22 protein-coding genes and 1 pseudogene are annotated in these 17,257 nt (G+C 60.7%); 16 read left to right on the top strand and 7 right to left on the bottom strand.

From position 1 onward, the window contains the following. The first annotated feature begins 96 nt into the window (after nt 1-96). From ACS4RS_RS16140 to dusA, 3 genes are all read left to right on the top strand, one after another. Entirely contained in the window at nt 97-564 is a 468-nt protein-coding gene (locus ACS4RS_RS16140) for a DUF3828 domain-containing protein (protein WP_439010168.1), read from the top strand. A gap of 679 nt (nt 565-1,243) precedes the next feature. After that, nucleotides 1,244-1,456, top strand: a complete 213-nt coding sequence (locus tag ACS4RS_RS16135) for a cold-shock protein (RefSeq protein ID WP_003540801.1) — start codon at nt 1,244-1,246, stop codon at nt 1,454-1,456. A gap of 183 nt (nt 1,457-1,639) precedes the next feature. Further along, nucleotides 1,640-2,641, top strand: a complete 1,002-nt coding sequence (gene dusA, locus ACS4RS_RS16130) for a tRNA dihydrouridine(20/20a) synthase DusA (protein WP_439010169.1) — start codon at nt 1,640-1,642, stop codon at nt 2,639-2,641. 18 nt (nt 2,642-2,659) lie between these two features. Here the strand turns inward: dusA and ACS4RS_RS16125 are convergent, their stop codons facing one another. After that, on the bottom strand, nt 2,660-3,619 hold the full coding sequence (locus tag ACS4RS_RS16125; protein WP_439010170.1) for a trypsin-like peptidase domain-containing protein: 960 nt from the start codon (nt 3,617-3,619) through the stop codon (nt 2,660-2,662). A gap of 490 nt (nt 3,620-4,109) precedes the next feature. Between ACS4RS_RS16125 and ACS4RS_RS16120 the strand changes: the two genes are divergently transcribed. The 4 genes from ACS4RS_RS16120 (at nt 4,110) to ACS4RS_RS16105 (ending at nt 6,380) form a co-directional block, all read left to right on the top strand. Next, entirely contained in the window at nt 4,110-4,946 is an 837-nt protein-coding gene (locus ACS4RS_RS16120) for an alpha/beta fold hydrolase (protein ID WP_439010171.1), read from the top strand. 78 nt (nt 4,947-5,024) lie between these two features. Then, nucleotides 5,025-5,261, top strand: coding sequence for a hypothetical protein (locus tag ACS4RS_RS16115; protein WP_439010172.1), 237 nt, complete (start codon nt 5,025-5,027; stop codon nt 5,259-5,261). A 197-nt stretch (nt 5,262-5,458) separates the two neighbouring features. After that, nucleotides 5,459-5,674: a hypothetical protein gene (locus tag ACS4RS_RS16110; protein ID WP_439010173.1), complete on the top strand. Its 216-nt coding sequence runs from the start codon at nt 5,459-5,461 to the stop codon at nt 5,672-5,674. 211 nt (nt 5,675-5,885) lie between these two features. Further along, nucleotides 5,886-6,380 carry a BA14K family protein gene (locus tag ACS4RS_RS16105; RefSeq protein WP_439010174.1) on the top strand — a complete coding sequence of 165 codons (495 nt, stop codon included), beginning with the start codon at nt 5,886-5,888 and terminating at the stop codon, nt 6,378-6,380. Between the two features lie 47 nt (nt 6,381-6,427). Here the strand turns inward: ACS4RS_RS16105 and ACS4RS_RS16100 are convergent. Both ACS4RS_RS16100 and ACS4RS_RS16095 read right to left on the bottom strand, forming a co-directional pair. Next, nucleotides 6,428-6,579: pseudogene (locus tag ACS4RS_RS16100) on the bottom strand (DUF3313 domain-containing protein); the annotation flags it as partial. 90 nt (nt 6,580-6,669) lie between these two features. Further along, nucleotides 6,670-7,227 carry an NAD(P)H-dependent oxidoreductase gene (locus tag ACS4RS_RS16095; protein WP_439010175.1) on the bottom strand — a complete coding sequence of 186 codons (558 nt, stop codon included), beginning with the start codon at nt 7,225-7,227 and terminating at the stop codon, nt 6,670-6,672. A 203-nt stretch (nt 7,228-7,430) separates the two neighbouring features. On the opposite strand from ACS4RS_RS16095, the gene ACS4RS_RS16090 reads away from it, so the two are divergent. The 3 genes from ACS4RS_RS16090 to ACS4RS_RS16080 are packed head-to-tail and all read left to right on the top strand — an operon-like array spanning nt 7,431 to nt 10,035. Beyond that, entirely contained in the window at nt 7,431-8,432 is a 1,002-nt protein-coding gene (locus ACS4RS_RS16090; protein WP_439010176.1) for an ATP-binding cassette domain-containing protein, read from the top strand. Beyond that, entirely contained in the window at nt 8,429-9,229 is an 801-nt protein-coding gene (locus tag ACS4RS_RS16085) for an ABC-2 family transporter protein (protein ID WP_439010177.1), read from the top strand. The genes ACS4RS_RS16090 and ACS4RS_RS16085 overlap by 4 nt, the downstream gene beginning before the upstream one ends. Then, nucleotides 9,187-10,035 (top strand): ABC-2 family transporter protein, encoded by an 849-nt coding sequence (locus tag ACS4RS_RS16080; protein WP_439010178.1) that lies wholly within the window; start codon nt 9,187-9,189, stop codon nt 10,033-10,035. Before ACS4RS_RS16085 ends, ACS4RS_RS16080 begins: the two co-directional genes overlap by 43 nt. Nucleotides 10,036-10,060: 25 nt before the next feature. Here the strand turns inward: ACS4RS_RS16080 and ACS4RS_RS16075 are convergent, their stop codons facing one another. Then, nucleotides 10,061-10,582 carry a winged helix-turn-helix transcriptional regulator gene (locus ACS4RS_RS16075; protein ID WP_439010179.1) on the bottom strand — a complete coding sequence of 174 codons (522 nt, stop codon included), beginning with the start codon at nt 10,580-10,582 and terminating at the stop codon, nt 10,061-10,063. A 91-nt stretch (nt 10,583-10,673) separates the two neighbouring features. On the opposite strand from ACS4RS_RS16075, the gene ACS4RS_RS16070 reads away from it, so the two are divergent. Then, nucleotides 10,674-11,315 carry a dihydrofolate reductase family protein gene (locus ACS4RS_RS16070; protein ID WP_439010180.1) on the top strand — a complete coding sequence of 214 codons (642 nt, stop codon included), beginning with the start codon at nt 10,674-10,676 and terminating at the stop codon, nt 11,313-11,315. 223 nt (nt 11,316-11,538) lie between these two features. Next, the gene (locus ACS4RS_RS16065; RefSeq protein WP_439010181.1) at nt 11,539-11,742 is read left to right on the top strand and encodes a hypothetical protein; all 204 of its coding nucleotides are present in this window, start codon (nt 11,539-11,541) and stop codon (nt 11,740-11,742) included. A gap of 51 nt (nt 11,743-11,793) precedes the next feature. On the opposite strand, the gene ACS4RS_RS16060 is transcribed toward ACS4RS_RS16065, so the two are convergent. Continuing rightward, nucleotides 11,794-12,669: a GNAT family N-acetyltransferase gene (locus tag ACS4RS_RS16060; RefSeq protein WP_439010182.1), complete on the bottom strand. Its 876-nt coding sequence runs from the start codon at nt 12,667-12,669 to the stop codon at nt 11,794-11,796. A 139-nt stretch (nt 12,670-12,808) separates the two neighbouring features. Between ACS4RS_RS16060 and ACS4RS_RS16055 the strand changes: the two genes are divergently transcribed. Both ACS4RS_RS16055 and ACS4RS_RS16050 read left to right on the top strand, forming a co-directional pair. After that, nucleotides 12,809-13,621, top strand: a complete 813-nt coding sequence (locus tag ACS4RS_RS16055) for a hypothetical protein (RefSeq protein WP_439010183.1) — start codon at nt 12,809-12,811, stop codon at nt 13,619-13,621. Nucleotides 13,622-13,699: 78 nt separating this feature from the next. Continuing rightward, nucleotides 13,700-14,272, top strand: coding sequence for a chloramphenicol phosphotransferase (locus ACS4RS_RS16050; RefSeq protein WP_439010184.1), 573 nt, complete (start codon nt 13,700-13,702; stop codon nt 14,270-14,272). Nucleotides 14,273-14,467: 195 nt separating this feature from the next. On the opposite strand, the gene ACS4RS_RS16045 is transcribed toward ACS4RS_RS16050, so the two are convergent. Both ACS4RS_RS16045 and ACS4RS_RS16040 read right to left on the bottom strand, forming a co-directional pair. After that, nucleotides 14,468-14,755 carry a hypothetical protein gene (locus ACS4RS_RS16045; RefSeq protein WP_439010185.1) on the bottom strand — a complete coding sequence of 96 codons (288 nt, stop codon included), beginning with the start codon at nt 14,753-14,755 and terminating at the stop codon, nt 14,468-14,470. 284 nt (nt 14,756-15,039) lie between these two features. After that, entirely contained in the window at nt 15,040-15,507 is a 468-nt protein-coding gene (locus ACS4RS_RS16040; protein WP_439010186.1) for a winged helix-turn-helix transcriptional regulator, read from the bottom strand. 125 nt (nt 15,508-15,632) lie between these two features. Between ACS4RS_RS16040 and ACS4RS_RS16035 the strand changes: the two genes are divergently transcribed. Further along, on the top strand, nt 15,633-16,847 hold the full coding sequence (locus ACS4RS_RS16035) for an argininosuccinate synthase (protein ID WP_439010187.1): 1,215 nt from the start codon (nt 15,633-15,635) through the stop codon (nt 16,845-16,847). 181 nt (nt 16,848-17,028) lie between these two features. Further along, on the top strand, nt 17,029-17,202 hold the full coding sequence (locus tag ACS4RS_RS16030; protein ID WP_003593803.1) for a hypothetical protein: 174 nt from the start codon (nt 17,029-17,031) through the stop codon (nt 17,200-17,202). The last annotated feature ends 55 nt before the right edge of the window (nt 17,203-17,257 follow it).

Below are 17,257 nucleotides of genomic sequence, written 5' to 3'. Positions count from 1 at the left end.
GGGCGGCGACCGCTTCCGGACCGCCCTTTTCCAAAATGCACCTCCACCTTGATACCCGTTTCGGTTATGATTTCTCGTCATCCGAGGAGAGCCCGCATGCGCCTGCCCACATTCATCCTGGCCCTTGCCGTCTCAGCACTCGCAGCCTTGCCGGCATCGGCCGAGACCTACAAGACGCCGAAGGCGTTGCTCAAGGCGCTCTACAGTTACAACACCGACAACAGCGACGCCGAGGCGCCCTCGCCTTACTCGATCTTCTTCTCCGATCATCTGAACGAGCTCCTTCAAGCAGACCTCGACAACACGCCCGAGGGCGATGTCGGCGCGATCGACTTCGATCCCGTCATCGCGGGCCAGGATGGCACGGCGAGCGACGTCAGGATCGGCCAGCCGATCCTGCTGGATGACAAGGCCGAGGTGGAGGTGCAGTTCGAAAACGGCGAAGAGGTGACGCTCTTCTACACGCTGGTGCGGCAACACGGCGGCTGGAAGGTCGACGACATCGCCAATCAGAAAGGGGACAATCCGTGGAGCCTGAGCGCGTTGCTGGGTGATACACAATAAGGGGTGGCCTTGGGCACCCTCGCCATGGATGAAGCGACAATTGCGCTAACTTGGGTAGCAAGCCGCAGATGCTGAGGATAGCCCTCATGGTGAGGAGGCCCAAAGGGCCGTCTCGAACCACGAGGGCGGGCGTGGAAAACTCCGATGCAATTTCGTATGCCTCGCATCCGGAAGCGAAGGCAATGGCGCCAGTGGCCGCCCCCATCCTTGAGGCTTCAGCCTTCGGCTTCCGCACCTCTGGATGAGGGCGGCTCGAGGGCCGCGCCAGACGGCAAAATCCATGCCCGGCTATCGAATCTGCGGGCTCATCCCGTTTCGACACGGAATCCCGCTATGGGACGCCTTTGCAAGGAACCGCTAACTCTCCGTCAAGTATCTGAATCTTCGGCATTTCCTGCCATCGATGCGGGCATGCCAAAATAATCCCGCTTGCTTTTTGCCCGAAAAGCTGGCACCAATTCACCTACTCGGGCATTTGCATGCCGGTGACTGGACTGATGTGGTAATCCCTTCCGTTTGGAAGGCGGCGCGGGACTACCCGCCTACGTAGACGTTCTTTCCCCGTACGTGACTTCTCCGACTGACCCTTCGTCCCAATCGATCGGGGCGAAAGCTAAAGCCGTCCGCTTCCTCTCGGGGGCGCGGATACTACACAGACTAAGGGAAAAGGACGATCCCAATGGCCACCAAGGGCACCGTAAAATTCTTCAACCAGGACAAGGGTTTTGGTTTCATCACGCCGGACGGCGGCGCAAAGGACGTTTTCGTCCATATCTCTGCGCTGCAGGCTTCCGGTATCCAGTCGCTGCGCGAAGGCCAGCAGGTTACCTTCGACACCGAGCCGGACCGCATGGGCAAGGGCCCGAAGGCCGTCAACATCTCGGCTTCGTAAGTCAGACTTCCGCTTCGGCGGCATGAACGGCGCTCCGCAAGGGGCGCCGTTTCTGTTTGCGGCGTGAACGGCATTTGTCGATCGCACCGCCAGATGTTATATGCGCGCTGAAGAGATGATCCCGCTCCTGTGGCGGTGCGGCGCCCGTGCGGCACCAAGAGAACAACGAATTATGGAACGTCGATGACGCAAAAGAGCCCGATTTTCGCGGTCGCCCCGATGATCGACTGGACGGATCGGCATTGCCGTTATTTCCATCGCCAGATCAGCCGGCAGGCGCTGCTCTATACCGAGATGGTGGTGGCCGATGCCATCATTCACGGCCCGCGCGAGCGGCTGCTCGGCCATGATGCTGCGGAACATCCGCTGGCGCTGCAGCTCGGCGGATCGGACCCGTCCAAGCTTGCCGAGGCGGTGAAGATATCAGAAGCCTACGGCTATGACGAGATCAACCTGAATGTCGGCTGCCCCTCCGACCGCGTGCAGTCGGGCACCTTCGGCGCTTGCCTGATGCTGACGCCGGAGACGGTGGCCGAGTGCATCGCGGCGATGAAGAGGGTCGCGACCGCGCCGGTGACGGTGAAATGCCGCATCGGCGTCGACGAGCAGGAACCGGAACAGGCCCTGCCGCAGTTGATCACCCGCGTTCTCGATGCCGGCGCCGACGCGATCTGGATCCATGCCCGCAAGGCCTGGCTGAAGGGCCTGAGCCCCAAGGAAAACCGCGAGATCCCACCGCTTGACTACGAGATCGTCTACCGGATGAAACAGCGCTGGCCCGATGTCTTCATCGGCATCAACGGTGGCATCCGCACGCTTGATGAAGCCGCAACCCATCTCGCCCATGTCGACGGCGTCATGCTGGGCCGCGCCGCTTATCAGAATGCGGCGATCCTTGCCGAAGTCGACCAGCGCTTCTTCGGCACTCCCGCGGGAGAGCCGGACTGGGAAGACCTGCGCGACCGGATGATGGTTTATGCCGAACGCCATATCGCCAGCGGCGGCCGGCTGCAGCACGTGGCCCGCCACATGGTCGGCCTGTTCACCGGCCTGCCCGGCGCCAGGCGCTACCGCCAGATCCTGTCAACCGACGCGGCCAAAAGCGGTGCCGGACCGGAAGTGTTGGCCGCAGCTTTTGCGGCCGTGGATTTTTCGGGAACGGAGCAGGAGGCGGTCAGCGCCTGACGGGACGTCACGTCTTTGTCAGGACGTCCGCGCCATCGGCAGCAAGGTCTTCTTCTCGATCCGACCCGCCACCGAGAACACCAAAATCTCCGTCTCCCTGCCTATCCTGCTGCCATCCATCAGCCTGACGATATCGTCGACGCCGCCGACCGGACTGCCGTCGATGGCGAGGATGTAATCGCCGTCCTGCAGCCCACCCTTTGCGGCCGGTCCTTCCGGCTCGACGCGTCGGATGCGAACGGACGTCGTCTGCACTGTCCCCGCCGCCAGTGCCACCCGGCGCGGCAGGACGATCGTATCGCCCGCGATGCCGATAAAGGCGCGCCTGACCTGGCCGTAGCGGAGAATTTCCGAAACGACGAAATTGGCGGTATTCGACGCCACGGCGAAGGCGATGCTCTGCGCGCCCTGGATGACGGCGGTGTTGACGCCGATAACCTCTCCGCTGGAAGACACCAGCGGTCCACCTGAGTTGCCGGGATTGAGCGCCGCATCTGTCTGGATGACATCCTCCATCAGGCGGCCGCTGGCCGCCCGCATCGACCGGCCGAGCGCCGAGACGATGCCGGCGGTGACAGTCCATTCGAAACCGAGCGGGTTTCCGATTGCGATGGCGATATGGCCTCGGCGCAGGCGTTGGGAATCCCCGAGCCTCGCCCAGGCGCCGGTGCTTGTGTTGGCGCGAATGAGGGCGATATCGGTATCGACATCGCGCCCCAACACCCGGCCCTCCGTAACGAAGCCGTCAGGCGTGGTAATGCGAACGGCTTTGGCGTCGTCGACGACATGGCTGTTGGTAATGATCAGGCCGTCTGGCGAGACGGCGAAGCCCGAACCATGCCCTTGCCGGCCACCGACCCTCTCAATCCGGCTGACGGCCGGCCCGACCATATCGACAGCTGCTGCGATCGATTGCGAATAGGCATCGATCAGCACCCCGTCATTTTGAGGCGCTATCGCCTTGTCCATGTAACCCATGATTTGATCCTCAGGCGGGAGTAGCCGTCGTCCGCGGCCCAAGCGGCCTTGGTTGCAACGGATCGCCATCATACTGTTGTTGAGGATTAGATGGTTGGGCCTCGAACGCGGTTCAAGTGAGCGAGGGTAGCTCCGGCAATTGCGGCTGCACGCGAGCATAACTAGGCGGACAGCTAGATCGAACTACCCGGACAGATATCTTGAACGAACGGCAAAAAACTGGCTCACTGCAGATGTTCGCCCGTGCAATCCGCTACCCTCGATACGCTATGACCAGCCTGTTACGGCGACAATGCATCGGACCATACAAACTGCGGTCATATCAATAGAATAGAAACAGGCATTCAATAACAACATCGAGCCGGCGTTGCCTTCGGCTCAACACTCTTGCCCAAGCCTCGGCGCGGCAGCGCTCGTCGTCTTGCCAATTCTGCCGGCAACGGCGCAAATTTCCGACTGCATCAACCGAACCAACCAAGGAAGCTATGACATGAGCAAAGTCACCACCAAGGACGGCGTCGAGATCTTCTACAAGGATTGGGGGCCGAAGGCCGCCCAGCCGATCATGTTCCATCACGGCTGGCCGCTGTGCTCCGACGACTGGGACGCCCAGATGCTGTTCTTTCTCGAGAAGGGCTACCGCGTCGTCGCCCATGACCGGCGCGGCCACGGCCGCTCGACCCAGGTCGGCGATGGTCACGATATGGATCATTACGCCGCCGATGCCGCAGCTGTCGTCGAGCATCTCGATCTCAGAAACACCGTCCATGTCGGCCACTCCACCGGTGGTGGCGAAGCGACCCATTACGTCGCCCGCCATGGCCAGCCGCAGGGCCGCGTCGCCAAGCTCGTCATTATCGGCGCCGTGCCGCCGATCATGGTGAAAACGGCTGCCAACCCGGGCGGTCTGCCGATCGAGGTCTTCGATGACCTGCGCAGGCAGCTCGCCGCCAATCGAGCGCAGTTCTACCGTGACCTGCCGGCCGGCCCATTCTACAGCTTCAACCGGCCGGGCGCGAAGGTGTCGGAACCGGTTATCAACAATTGGTGGCGCCAGGGCATGATCGGCGGCGCCAAAGCGCACTACGACGGCATCAAGGCCTTCTCGGAAACCGACTTCACGGAAGACCTGAAGATCATCACCGTGCCGACCTTCGTCATGCACGGCGACGATGATCAGATCGTACCGATCGCCGACTCCGCTTTGCTCTCCTCCAAGCTGCTGCAGAACGCCACGCTGAAGGTCTACGAAAAATTTCCGCATGGCATGTGCACCACCCATGCCGACATCATCAATCCCGACATCCTCGCCTTTATCAAGGGCTGACCGATCAATCCGCCGGGCGTCGATCAGGCGCCCGGCACCCGGCATCACAAACGGGCGCTGTCGCCGCAGACCGATCGATTGATAGCCGGTTACGCATTTTCTCATGAAACCGTTTTCGCCGATTTGCGTTTAGCGGCCATGACAAGAGAACGTGAACCCTCATCAAAGGCTTACCGGCAGGATCGTTTCGAAAACACCGAGCGAGCCGCCAAGGAAACCATCGAGGCTGAGCAGCGAGCCCGCCGGGAGAAAACCAAGCGGCTGAAAGAACTGCGCCTGTCGAAGCAGAGCGGCAAGGATCCCGCAACCAAGTAGATTTCCACGCTGCCTGTCAGGCCGAAACGCTCGTCGCTATCATCCCGTCCCGCGTTGCGTCGCCAATATCCTTCCGAGTTGGCGCTCCCCGAATTGTTTTGAATATCGGACGTTCGCCCATCTTGCAGAGCAAGGATCGCGAAATTATCTTTTTTTCACCGTTGGCGATTCACGGCATCGAAAGAGGGTAGATTGCGATGTCAGACAAGCTGTTCAGCACGCGTGACGAACCGCTCGCATCCGAAGACCTCGATGTGTGTAGGCGGGTCCATGAAGCGCTGTGTGGCGAGCTCCAGATCGACCGATCAGGCCAGGAAGCCACCCATCTCGGCGCCCTTATCATCGAGCTTTACCGGCAAGGCGTGCATGACGAGAACCAGCTTCGATTGCTGGCCGGCGGGAAGCGAACCTGATAACACGCGACCCGTTATACGCTCAAATTCATCATTATTTCCGGTGTCCGGCAGGTCGGGACCCACGACGCCGACCGCCATTGGCCGAGCCCCATTTCGCCCCGTTGCGTTAGCAGATGCGCACATAGATCGCGCCTCCCATCCCAAAATGAAACCTATAGCCTTTCCCTGCGTTATCCCCTCGATACATCCGTTACCCAAGGTGAGTGAAATGAACAGATTCGCCATCATTGCCCTGTCGATAGCGACGGCTTTCTCCGGAATGCCGGCCTCGGCAGGCCCGGCCTTCGTGCCGAGCCCGGCGCAATCGGCGCAACCGGCGCCTCAAAGTGCAGATGCCCGTATCATGACCGTCGGCTGCAACAACTTCACCAACTGCCCTGGCCAGTTTGGTAACAATGACGACTGGTACCGCAAACGCCACCACTACCGCGACCGCAGCTATTATCGGGACCGAGACTACCATCGCGGCGACCGCTACGGCCGGCGCTATGGTCACCGCTACCATCATGACAATACAGGCGCCATCATCGGCGGCCTGGCGGCCGGCGCCCTGATCGGCGGCATCATCGCCTCTCAGCCGCGCGCCTACCGTTCCACCGGCTACAGCTCGCACGCCGAATATTGCTACGCCCGCTATCGGTCGTACCGCGCCTACGACAATACCTATCAGCCAAATTACGGCCCGCGCCGCCAGTGCCGTTAAACCCGTCTACCCGCACGCAGAAAGCCTCGCATGAAGATGCGAGGCTTTTTCGGTTGCCGGCCTTTAATCAGCCTACGGGAAACTCGCTGCTGAATTTCGAAGCGGGCTATAGGCGTCGCCGACTTCCGAAACGCGGGGCCTGTTCTGCAGCGAGTTTGCCCCCGCGCGACCAGACGATCGCAGCGCGCTGCATGTTTCCACCGTCCTCACCGTTGGCACCGGTTTCGTGCTCCTCGTCGGCGTGCCGCGGCTACCGGCCCACTCGGAAAAGCAGCGTTCGAGAGCGGCCTCATGATGGAGGTCCGATGACGGTCTGGCCGGCGGCCTCGCAATAGGCCGAGAATGCCTGAAGATAGGCCTGCACTCTGGAACGGTTCTCCGCCGTATCGATGGCCCGAAACACCTCGGCCGGTTCCAGCTTCATCAGAGGAAGCCGGAGGAAGATGTCCGCTGCGAACCGATCGGTGATGGTCGCAAGGATCGTGCGCAGGCCTGCCAGCATGTCATCGCCGCGATGTGATGCGTGCAGCAGCGCAACGGGCTTGTGGACGATCTGCTCTCCTGACACCAGCCAATCGATCGCATTCTTGAGACCGCCGGGGATGGATCGCACATATTCCGGGCTGGCAATAATCACCCCGTCGCTCCGAGCGATCGCTGCGACGAAATCCCGCACGGCCGCCGGCAGAGCTTCCCCCTCGAGATCGGGCGAGAACACCGGCAAACCTCCCACGCCATCGAAGATCGCAATTTCGATATCACTTGGTGCAACGACGCTGACAGCCCGCAGCATGGCCGTATTGGTGGAATCGCGCCGAGCGCTACCGGATATTGCGAGAATCTTCATGAGCCTAACAGCGATCGATTGACCGCGGCTGTCAACGCAAAAGGCTGTGGCGCCGCGCGTCTTTTCGGATCGGCAGGCGGCACTGCGGCACCTCGAATTGCGCGATTGAGAGACAGGCAAAAGCGACTTTTGCTTGCACTGGCCGAGCCCGGCGCTAGCTTGAGTTCCAATCCTGACAGCTGCCGAATCGGCGGGAAATAGAGATGACGGCTTTGATCGAGGCACGGGGCGTCAGCAAGCGCTTCCGGCAGCACAAGAGATTTCCGGGTTTTCTGGGCGCCCTGAAGACGCTGGTGACGAGCGAATATACCGAAGTTCTGGCCGTTTCCGACATCGATTTCGACGTCGCGGCCGGCGAAGCGGTGGGGTATCTCGGCCCCAACGGCGCCGGCAAATCCACGATGATCAAGATGATGACCGGCATTCTGGTGCCGAGCGCCGGCACGCTCTCCGTGCTCGGCCGCACGCCGCATTTGAGCCGCATGGACAATGCGTGCGAGATCGGCGTCGTCTTCGGCCAGCGCAGCCAGCTGTGGTGGGACCTGCCGCTGGTCGACAGCTTTACCTTGCGCCAGCGCATCTACGACATTCCCGTTACCCGCTATGCGGATAATCTCCGGCGCTTCAGCGAACTGCTCGACCTCACGCCCTTTCTCGACCGCGCGGTGCGCCAGCTCAGCCTCGGCCAGCGCATGCGCGCCGAGATCGTCATGTCGCTGCTGCACGATCCGAAAATCCTCTTTCTGGACGAACCGACCATCGGTCTCGACGTGGTCGCCAAGGATGCCGTGCGGCGGTTTCTTGCCGAGATCAACCGCGAGCGCGGCGTCACCATTATCCTCACCACCCACGACCTGCAGGACATCGAGACCATCTGCCCGCGGCTGATCATGGTCGATCACTCGAGGCTGATCTTCGACGGCGAATTGAGGAGCCTGCGCGCGGCCTTGGGTTCGGCCCGGCGGCTGACACTCGAATTTGCCAGCGATCCAGGACCGCTGCCGCTCAGCACCGCTACGCTCGTCAGCGATGAGGGCCTGCGCAAGAACTATCTGATCGAACGCGAAGACGTTTCACTGGTCAGGATCCTGTCGGAGGTGGGAAGCGACCGCGGCCTCAAGGATGTGGCTTTGCACGAGCCCGACATCGAAGAAGTCATCCGCACCTTTTACCAGGGGCGCAACGCCAGGGCGCGGGCGTCATGAGCGCTTATCTCGCTTTTACCCGGAGTTCCTTCCATTCCCAGCTCGCTTATCGCAACGAGGTCTGGGCCAACATCTTCGGCAAACTGGTGCAGGTCGTCGCCCGTGTCACCATCTGGCAGGCCGCCTATGCCGGCGTCGGCGCAATCGTGGTCGACGGCGTCTCGCTGCAGCAGATGGTGACTTATGCTCTGCTCGGCGGCGCGGTGATGGGCGCCACCCGCCCGGAAAGGATCATCAACGAGATCGGCCGGTCGCTGAAGACGGGGGACGTCGCCGTCTGGTTGCTGAAGCCCATCTTCTATCCGCTCTACATCTTCGCCAATGAATGCGGCAGTTTCGGCTATCGCCTGATGACGCAGGTCATCCCCACCGTCGCTGTCACAGCGATACTCTACGGCATGCTGCCGCCGGCAAGCCTGTTCGACGGCGCCATGTTCATCGCCTTCTGGGCGCTTTCCTTCATCCTGCTGTCCCTGATGTCGACGTTCTGCGGCCTGATCGCCTTCTGGCTGATGACGAGCTTCTCGCTCGACTGGATCCTCGGCGCCCTGCTGCAATTGTTCTCCGGCCTGCTGGTGCCCTTCTGGTTCTTTCCCGAGCCGCTGGCGACGATCGCCCGCCATCTGCCCTTCGCCTGGGTGGTCTATTATCCCAATGCCGTCTATCTCGGCCGGCTTTCGGTTGCCGACACCTGGCTTCATCTTGGCCTCGGTCTCGGCTGGGCCGGATTGTTCCTCTTGGGCGTCCTTTGGCTATGGCGCTCAGCCTCCACCCGCATCACCGTGCAGGGAGGCTGACCGTGCTCCTTCATCACCTCCGCGTTATTCCGCTGCTGGTGCGCATGCATGTGCGCTCGCAGATGGAATATCGCGGCGCATTCTGGCTCGATCGTCTTGCGCAGATCCTCTCCTATGGCAGCGTCTTCGCCACCATCGGCATCCTGCTTGCCCGTTTCCAAACGTTAGGCGGCTGGAGCTGGTCGGAGCTCGCGCTGCTCTACAGCTTCCAGCTGCTGGCCTACTCCCTTGGCGCTGCGATGAGCTTCACGCAGCTACGCGATCTTGAGGAACTGGTGCGGCTCGGCATTTACGACGCGCTGCTGGTCAAGCCTTTCAGCCCCTGGGTCTATCTGATTTTTTCCGGCCTCAATATCGGCTATGCCGGCCACATCATCCTTGCCGTGCCGCTGCTCGGCTGGGCGGTTTTCTCCGTCGATTTCGCCTGGTCGATCCCTTCGGCCCTGTTCCTCGTTGCCACAGTTTTCAGTGCCACGCTTCTCACCGCCGCGCTCATCACCATGATCGGCGCCACCGCGCTGATCTGGGTGCGCTCCAGCCATCTGTTCTCGATCTTCTTCGGTTTCTGGGAGCTGATGCGCTACCCGCTCAACATTTTTCCCGGCAGCATCCAGATCACCCTCCTCACCGCTGTTCCGCTGGCGCTGACCAGTTCGGTTCCCGTCGCCGCCCTGCTCGGCAAACCCGTCCCGATCCTCGGGGACTGGGCCGCGCCCGCGGCCCTGGCGGCCGGCCCGGTCTGGGTGCTGATCGCAATCGCGTACTGGCGCTACGCCACCCGGAAATACCAGGGTGCCGGCGGCTGATCGGGCCGGGTGACTTCCTTCGACATCAGGATGCCGGCGCCGACGATTTCGCGCGGACCTCGAGAAACGCTGCCGTCAGCTTGGCCAGCACGGCCGAGGTGCGTGTGCCGTTGGCTCCGCCGATCGGATCGACGATATGGATTTCCCGGAGATCCTCCATGAAGTCGTCCCAGAGCGGCGGCCCGCCTTCTTCGAGAAGCTGCGCGCGGATGCTCAACTCCTCGCTGACAGGCAGATGGCGCCGTCCCCACGCGCCGATCATGGCGAAGACGGGAACCAGCTGGATAGCCGGCTCCTCGAGGCTATAGATTGCCTTCTGGCTGTGGCTCGGATCGTCCCGCTTGCTGATGAACCCGAGCGAAAGCAGGCGCTTCAACCTGGCTGCCAGAATATTGGAGGCGATTCCCTCCTCGGAATGGGTCAGGAGATCGCGGAAATGGCGACGGTTGCCAAACATGATGTCCCGGATGATGATGAGGCTCCACCTGTCGCCCAGCACCTCCATCGTCAGGTTGATCGGGCAGCCCGACCGCAGTTCGATATCCACGAGATGCACTCCTATAAAAAACTGGTTGCAATATAGGAGCGCTTATGCAACAACGCAACCGGTTTCAAATCGCAATCAGATGGAGGAGATCATGTCAAAGGTGCGTGTTGCAGGGTTTTCCCTGTCTGTAGATGGTTTCGGCGCGGGTCCGGAACAAAGCATGCAAGATCCGCTCGGCAAACGCGGAGCCGAGATGTTTCGATGGTTTTTCCATACCCGCACTTTCCGCGCGATGCAGGGAAAGGACGACGGTTCGCAAGGAATTGACGAGGACTATGCCGCCCGCGGCATGGCGAATTTCGGCGCCTTCATTCTCGGGCGCAACATGTTCGGCCCCGTTCGCGGCGATTGGCCGGATGAGACCTGGAAGGGCTGGTGGGGGCCGAACCCGCCCTATCACGCGCCAACCTTTATCCTGACGCATTATCCGCGTGACCCCCTCGTCATGGAGGGCGGCACGACCTTTCACTTCATCACCGGCGGCATCGAAGATGCACTTGAAAAGGCGAAGGCTGCGGCCGGCGACAAGGACGTGAAAATCGGCGGCGGGGTCAGCACTGTCCGCCAATATCTGCAGGCCGGCCTGATCGACGAGTTGCATCTCGCCATCTCGCCGGTCGTGCTCGGCAAGGGAGAAGCGATGTTCACCGGCATCGACCTGCCCGCCCTCGGCTTCCGCGTCGCCGAGCATGTCGCCACCGAACACGCCACACACATCGTGCTGGCAAAATAACTGGCAGCCGATCGGCATTCTTTCCGCCAGTGCATGCCGCAGGCTTCCCGAGGCATGCACTGGCAAGGATGGGAAGCACGCGCAGCAGGATCGGCGCCAAACCGTGTCAAAATAGCTGTGGAGTTGTTGGGGAATGCGCGTAAACTAAGCGCCATTGGCACAGCGGCGTCGGCACGACCGTTTGAGACCATAGGCGCTTTTGGGCTTTTCGGATGGCACGACGATGCTCCTATCGCTCATCTCACTCAACGACGATGAAATAACAATCGTCACCGATGCTGTTCGGCGATGGTGCTGCGAGAGAAAGCTCGATATCGACGGCACTGAAGGGCGCCGCGCCATCACCATTGCCGTCGATCTCGTCCAGTTGAACACTGACCGCAATAGGCTTTTAGCCGAGCTGTCGAAGCAGCTGGAGCATCAGTAGTATCCGCTCCCCTAGAAGCCACGCATCAGCCGCGCGGCTGCTTCGACACGCTTAAAGGCGCTTTTCAAAGAACGTGTCGGGATATGGATCGTCATTGAAACGGTCGATCTCAACCCAGCCGCTTCCGCGATAAAGCTGTTGCGCCTCGGAAAGCGCGCTGTTCGTATCCAGGCGCAGGAGCTGGACGGACAGTTCGCCAGCGATAGTTTCGACGGCCGTCATCAGGCGTGTTGCAAGACCGAGGCCACGTGCGGATGGGGCAACCCACAGTCTCTTGATCTCCGCGGCCTCGCCGCCACTGCCCTTCAACCCAACGCAGCCGATCGGCAGGCCATCGGACATGGCCACCAGAAACGCACCGCGCGGACGGATCATATCCTTGGCGTCGGGATCGCGGGACAGCGACACGTCGAAACCCTTCTCGAAGCGGCGTGCAAGTTCGCCGTAATATTCACTCAGGCAATAGCGGGCATCCTCGTGCCGAGGGTCCGTCTCCTCGATCAAAATCCAGTCGCGCCTCAGCGAGGAAGCAACCATATCCATAGCGCGCAGAAGTTCTTCCGGGCGGCGATGGTGCGCCAGAAATCCTTCCGCCTGCGCATTGGACAGCGCTTCATAGGCCTGAAACTCGGACCGGCCGTATTCGGTCAATCTGACGACGCGGCGACGTGCGTCCTCAGCGTTCGGCACCGTCTCGATGAGACCCTCCTCCTCCAGGCTGCGCAGCAGACGGCTCATCAAGCCCGAGTCGAGGCCGAGATAATCGCGGATCACCGCAACATCCGATTGTCCCCGGCCGATCGAATTGAGCACCCGCGCAGCGCCCAGCGGCCGTCCGCGTCCGAGGAACGAGTTGTCGAGAGCGCCGACTTCGGAGGTGACGGCACGGTTGAAGCGACGAACGCGAGAGATGGGATCACAAGCCATATTATCTGACTTAAGTCAGATAACTGCCGCTGTCAATTCGGAGCGCATTAGGCATCTGGCCGGTCGGCGGCTTGCAGCCGTCTTGCCGATCACCATCCCCTCGCCTATGGAATGGCAACGTCCCGCAAGGCCCCTCCCCGTGTTCCGTTTTACCCTCCACGTCCTGATCGTTGTCATTCTGACGCTGCTCACGCAGATCGGCGGCGTCGCCTATCTGATTGCCCTCGCCGCGTCTCGCGCCTGGGGCATCCGCCGCTTACTAGTGAAGCTCGCCATCTTCCTGCTTTTCTATGCCGGTGCGTCGTTTGCAGCGAACCTCGCAGCCCCGATGTTCGGGCGCGTTCCCCTCTCCTGCATATCGGACACCACAGACAGGCTGGCGGTTCGCTCCCCGATCTATTGCCTGCTGAACCGCAATTACGTCACGCCTGACGTGCGCGATCTCGCAAAGGCGCTTGCCGCCCATATGGACGCGGAATTTCCCGGTACCGTCACCGTGGCGCTCGATGCAAATTTTCCCTTCGTAAACGGCTTTCCGCTGCTTCCGCATCTGTCGCATGCTGACGGGAAAAAGCTCGACTTCGCCTATTATTACAGGAATGCCGACGGTGCCTTCCTGAATGGCGCCACCCGCTCCCCGATCGGCTATTTCGCCTTCGAAGAGCCGGCACCGGGTGACGAACTGCCATGCGAAGGCCGCAACGACTGGCTGACAACTCGTTGGGATTTCGACGAGTTGCAGCCATTGTTTCCGGCCTATGGCATCGAGGAGCGGCGCACATCGGCCGCGCTCGCCTGGCTGACCAGCGAAGGCGGGGCGCGCTTCGGCCTGCAGAAGATCTTCATCGAGCCGCATCTGAAGAACGCGCTTGGCATCACCGACAGCCATGTCCGTTTCCAAGGCTGCCGCGCCGCCCGCCACGACGACCATATCCATATCCAGGTCGAGTGAGCATTAGCTGCAAGGATTGCGAAAAGCCCTATCGCGCAGCAAAGACTATGTCCGACGAGAGTGAGGAGGTTGCTTCATATGAATATTTTCATTCTGCTGATCGGTTTTCCAGGCGTCGGGAAACTCGCGATTGCCAAAGAATTAAGTCCGATTATCCCCGCAAAGATTATCGACAATCACTGGTTCAATAACCCGATACTGCGCCTCCTGGATGACGACGGGATGTCTGCCCTCCCGGAAGGAATATGGGAATATACCGGAGGAGTTCGGCAAGCCGTCCTGGATGCGATCGTGGCCTACAGCGCGCCCTCGGCCAATTTCATCTTCACGCATGCCGGGATTGAAGGCGATCCGCGAAGCATGCGCACGTTTCAGCAAATTGCTGCCGCAGCTCAACAGCGCCAGGCCTTGCTGGTGCCCATCCGGTTGCTCTGTGATGAGGACGAGTTGGCACGCCGGATTTCCACCCCCGAACGCCGCGTCCATCTAAAATCGATAGATGTGGAAACCTCGAGAGAACGCAGCCGACGAGCGTGCGTTCTCGATCCTCAGCATCAAAATACCCTTGTCCTGGATGTCACTTTCGCTTCACCGAAGGAAAGTGCGGCCGCCATTCGAAATCATGTTTTGAACGCCGCAGGCAATCCCTGATGTCGGTGCTTCGCAGCTACCCAGTCGATGAGGAAACCGTCTTGACTGAACGTGCGCTGCTTCAGATCCCCACGCGCGCCGCGGATGCACGTTGAAGAGGCCGCGGCTGCGGACGGGAAAGACCTCTTTCGCCGTCACGAACTTCAATGTCAGCTCCGGATATTAGCTTCCCACGCGTTGTGACGATCACCGGAGTTACCCCAAAGGCTTCGCGGCCAATTCGGCGCGCGCGCTGTGGCTTTCAGCCGATCTGAAAACCGCTTTCTTAACGCGGCCGGATCGGCAAACGCTCCAGACCCACCGTCCAAGCCGAAACAGGGCGCGGAATGCGTAGTAGATGACAAGGATCACCAGGGGAGCGGCCACCAGCAGAAGAGCGATTTCGGAATCCAACTCCCAGATCCCTTCAACGATAGCTTCCAATGCCGACTGAAAATTATGAAAAAATCCCCCACCACTCGCCTTCTGCTCCCGGTCGTCCATGGCTGCTCCGTTGCCCGTTTCATGGACACGTGGGGATGCGATGAACATGTTGCAACCGTTCGCCCAATCACCCGCCCTCGTCCCTCGAGGCTCCGGCTTTCAGCCTCCGCACCTCGGATGAGGGCTGACCGATGTGACCCTGTCGCCGGCGCTCCCCCTCTCCCACCGCATCCAACGGTCCCCATTCCCAGCCCAAAAGCACGCCCTCTCTCCAGCCTCATCCTGAGGCGGGCGCCTCGCAGGGGCCTCGAAGGACGGGGCTGGCCACCGCATGAACAAGACGCCTACCGAACCGGCAGTTCGTAGCTCCGCTTCAACGTCTCCATCGGCACATCGGTCTTGACGCTGAGCACGCTCGGAATGCGGGTCAGGTGGTCGGCCTGGAAACGCCAATAGCTGTGAAGATCGGCGGTGACGATCCGCAGCACGGCGTCGCATTCCCCCGTCGTCAGATAGCATTCCATCACCTCTGGAAAGCGCTTGACGGCTTCGCCGAAGCGCAGCGTCACCTCGGCATCCTGCGTCTTGAACCACACCCGGGCAAACACCGTCAGCCCCGCCCCGACTTTGGCGGGGTCCAGCACCGCGACGTAGCGATCGATGATCCCCGCCTCCTCGAGCAGCCGCACGCGGCGCAGGCACGGCGAAGGCGAGAGCCCCACCTCCTTCGCCAGTTCGACATTCGAAATGCGCCCGTCGCGCTGAAGCACGCGCAGAATATGGCGATCGATCACGTCGAGGACTAGCGGCATTTTATAGCTACAGACTTCTTCCATAGTGGCACAATATGCCAAATGATCGCAATTTTGAGGACGCTTCGCAAGCCCATTGCGCAAGACATGACCTATCGTTGCAAGCATTGATGTGGAGACGGCTGATGGCAAGACAGATAGATAAAATCGTGCTCGCTTATTCCGGCGGCTTGGATACCTCGATCATCCTCAAATGGCTGCAGGAGACCTACGGATGCGAGGTCGTGACCTTCACCGCCGATCTCGGCCAGGGCGAGGAGCTCGAGCCGGCGCGGACGAAGGCGGCAATGCTTGGCGTCAGGGACATCCGTATCGTCGATCTGCGGGAGGAATTCGTTCGCGACTTCGTCTTTCCGATGCTGCGTGCCAACACAGTCTATGAGGGTCAGTATCTGCTCGGCAGCTCCATCGCCCGGCCGCTGATAGCCAAGCATCTGGTCGCCATAGCCCGGCAGGTCGGTGCTGATGCCGTTGCCCACGGCTCGACAGGCAAGGGCAATGACCAGGTCCGCTTCGAACTTGCCGTCAATGCGCTCGACCCGTCGATTGAGGTCATTGCTCCCTGGCGCCAATGGAACATGCGCTCCCGCATGCAGCTTCTGGAATATGCCGAGATGCATGGAATCCCGGTGCCGAAGGACAAGCGCGGCGAAGCGCCGTTTTCGATCGATGCCAATCTCCTACACACCTCGACCGAGGGCAAGATCCTCGAAAATCCGGCCGAGATCGCGCCCGATTACATCTATCAACGCACGGTCGACCCCGTCGATGCGCCCGATGCCCCCGAGACCGTGACCATCGGCTTCGAAAGCGGCGACCCGGTGTCGGTGAACGGCAGGCTTATGACTCCAGCCGCCCTGCTGACCGAGCTCAACCGCTTCGGCGGCCGGCATGGCGTCGGCCGGCTCGATCTCGTTGAAAACCGCTTCATCGGCATGAAGTCGCGAGGCGTCTACGAGACGCCGGGAGGCACGATCCTGCTTGCGGCGCATCGCGGCATTGAATCGATCACGCTCGATCGTGCCGCCGCGCACCTGAAGGATGAGATCATGCCCCGCTACGCCGAGCTGATCTACAACGGCTTCTGGTTCTCTCCCGAGCGGGACATGCTGCAGGCTCTGATCGACCGGAGCCAGGACTTCGTCAGCGGCGAAGTGACGGTAAGGCTCTATAAGGGAAGCGCTACGGTCATCTCCCGCACCTCGCCCTGCTCACTCTATTCCGCCGATCTCGTCACCTTCGAGGAAAGCGCCGTCGCCTATGATCATCACGACGCCGAAGGCTTCATCAAACTCAACGGATTGCGGCTCAGAAGCTGGGCAGCCCGCAACGGCAGATGAGCCCTGACTTGCATCGGCGCGTTGGCAACCATGAACGGGAATCGATTTCAAACGATCTTAAAAACACACGCCAGAAAACTAATCGATTTTAATTTTATCATTAAAATTTTCTTGTTGCAGCGCAAAAGAATTTAGACATTAGCTATCACAGATGCTCACTGTGTTCTTTGGAGGAACTCACATGACTGTGACATTTCCGCTTACCGAGAAGCGCGATGCGGAGGCATTGCTGAAGCACTTGACGATGCACAAACTCAGTTTTCCGGGAAACTGCGTCGTGTCGCTCAAAGCGCATATCGCGCAGGTATCATCCTCGCATACGACAGCACTCGGCACTGCCCGTACCGCCTGGTAGGGATCGGATGTCCCTCTGCCGGAGTGGGCTCTCGCTTGTGCTGATGCCGAGGGCT

This window comes from Rhizobium sp. F40D2, from assembly GCF_051810745.2.
Lineage (GTDB): Bacteria > Pseudomonadota > Alphaproteobacteria > Rhizobiales > Rhizobiaceae > Rhizobium.
This window is presented reverse-complemented; position numbering and strand designations above follow the sequence as displayed.